At 51.6% G+C, this 2,216-nt stretch carries 2 protein-coding genes; both read left to right on the top strand.

Annotated features, from left to right (window positions below; translation table 11 throughout):
- Window positions 1–80 precede the first annotated feature (80 nt).
- Window positions 81–1,124, top strand: coding sequence for a lipopolysaccharide heptosyltransferase II (gene waaF / locus KDK19_RS18235; protein WP_257282282.1), 1,044 nt, complete (start codon window positions 81–83; stop codon window positions 1,122–1,124).
- A gap of 2 nt (window positions 1,125–1,126) precedes the next feature.
- Entirely contained in the window at window positions 1,127–2,128 is a 1,002-nt protein-coding gene (gene waaC, locus KDK19_RS18240) for a lipopolysaccharide heptosyltransferase I (protein ID WP_257292524.1), read from the top strand.
- The last annotated feature ends 88 nt before the right edge of the window (window positions 2,129–2,216 follow it).

Raw genomic sequence — 2,216 nt, forward strand, 5'->3', positions numbered from 1 at the left:
GAGGAAGGATGCGTATCAGAGCCAGATCAGGTTGTTCACTTTGACCAATTGCAAGAGCTGGAAACAGGAACTGCCACACCGTGAAGTACTTGATTGTCGGTCCCTCCTGGGTGGGGGATATGGTAATGGCTCAGACTTTGTTCATTGCCCTGAAACGACAACATTCAGAGGCTGTCATCGACGTGCTGGCACCAGGCTGGAGCCGCCCCATCATTGAGCGAATGCCTGAAGTTCGCAGCGGGATAGATATGCCTGTAGGACACGGCAGCCTGAATCTGACCATGCGCAACAGGATAGCCAGAAACCTGAAAGCTGAAGGATATGACGTGGCCATTCTTCTACCCAACTCACTGAAGTCTGCCCTGATACCATTCCTTGCTGGCATTCCCGTCAGAATTGGCTGGCGGGGAGAAATGAGGTACGGCCTGCTCAACGACTTAAGAGTTCTGGATAAAGAACAATACCCTCTGATGGTTGAACGCTTTGTTGCTTTAGCCTATCCGGCAAAGTCGCCACTGCCCTCTCCTCTCCCCAAACCCGCCTTGAGTGTTGAAAACCATAGTGTTGCCAATGCATTGCACCGTTATCAACTATCCGATGACCTGCCCATTCTTGCGCTGTGTCCCGGCGCTGAATTCGGCCCCTCGAAACAGTGGCCTGCCGGTTATTATGGCGAGGTGGCTTTGACGATGGCTCAGAAAGGCTGGCAAGTATGGTTATTCGGCTCCGAAAAAGACCGCGCTGTCACCGATGAAATCATGAGTTACCTGCCCGGAAACCTGCAAAAGCGTTGTTTTAATCTGGCAGGACAAACCACTCTGGCCGATGCTGTTGACCTGATGTCTTTGGCCAGCGCTGTGGTTTCAAACGACTCTGGTCTTATGCACATTGCCGCTGCACTTTCTCGACCACTGGTGGCTGTCTACGGCTCAACCACTGCCGCTCATACCCCCCCAATGAACGACAACAGTGAAACACTCTGGTTGGGACTGAACTGTAGCCCCTGTTTCAAACGTGAATGCCCTCTGGAACATATGGACTGTATGAAAAAGCTGGGACCCGAAATGGTTCTGGACGCCCTGAAGCGACTCTCTGGTGAACAGACTCTGGAGATTCAGGGTTGAAAGTGCTTATTGTAAAAACCACATCTATGGGCGACGTAATTCACACGCTTCCAGCCCTAACCGATGCCGCAAAAGCCATTCCGGGTATCCGGTTTGACTGGGTCGTCGAAGAAGGGTTTGCAGAAATCCCGCGCTGGCACCCTGCTGTCGATAAAGTCATACCTGTCGCTGTGCGCCGATGGCGAAATTCGATCCTGAAAACAGTCAGTTCAGGAGAGTGGTGTCGTTTTCGCAAGGATCTTAAAGCCAGACAGTATGATGCCGTCATTGATGCCCAGGGATTGCTGAAGAGTGCCCTGATTACCCGCATGGCAAAAGGCCCTAAGTTCGGATTGGATAAAAACTCAGCCAGAGAGCCTGTTGTTGCAAAATTTTATAACTTTCCACAAACGGTCAACTGGGAACAACACGCAGTAGAGCGTGTACGTCAGCTGTTCGCCAAATCGCTAAACTACCCATTGCCAGAGCAACCCGGACAGTTTTTGCTCGACCAATCCAGGTTCGATGACGACCTGGTTAAAAATAAACCCTATGTCGTTTTTATCCATGGCACCACATGGCCTACCAAACACTGGCCAGAAACCTACTGGTGTCAACTGGCCCAAAAAGTTCAGGCAGCTGGGATGCATATCGTCATTCCGTGGGGCAACGAAAAAGAGAGAGAGCGAGCCAATTGCATTGCAAAGAGTTCCGATAATATTGAGGTGCTGCCACGCCTCAGTCTAACGTGCATTGCTGGCGTCATAGCCAATGCTAAAGCTGCGGTTGCAGTCGATACGGGACTGGGTCATCTAACGGCAGCTCTGGAAACACCCGCTGTTTCTCTCTATGGTCCGACCCGTCCCGACCGGGTAGGAGCCTACGGAAGCTCTCAAACTCATCTGACTGTTGACCAGTGCCCTGAGCGTCAGCTCCCTAAAGCCGACCCGGAAATCTTCACGCCCATGACTCCCGATTATGTCTGGCCCTATCTGGAGAAGCTTCTGCCAGAGGAGCCTTCATGATACTGGCGTTTGCGCTTTACAAGTATTTTCCTTTTGGGGGGTTGCAGAGAGATTTCCTGAGAATTGCCCTTGAATGCCAGAAAAGAGG

The sequence above is a fragment of the Endozoicomonas sp. ONNA1 genome (assembly GCF_024606325.1).
Lineage (GTDB): Bacteria > Pseudomonadota > Gammaproteobacteria > Pseudomonadales > Endozoicomonadaceae > Endozoicomonas_A.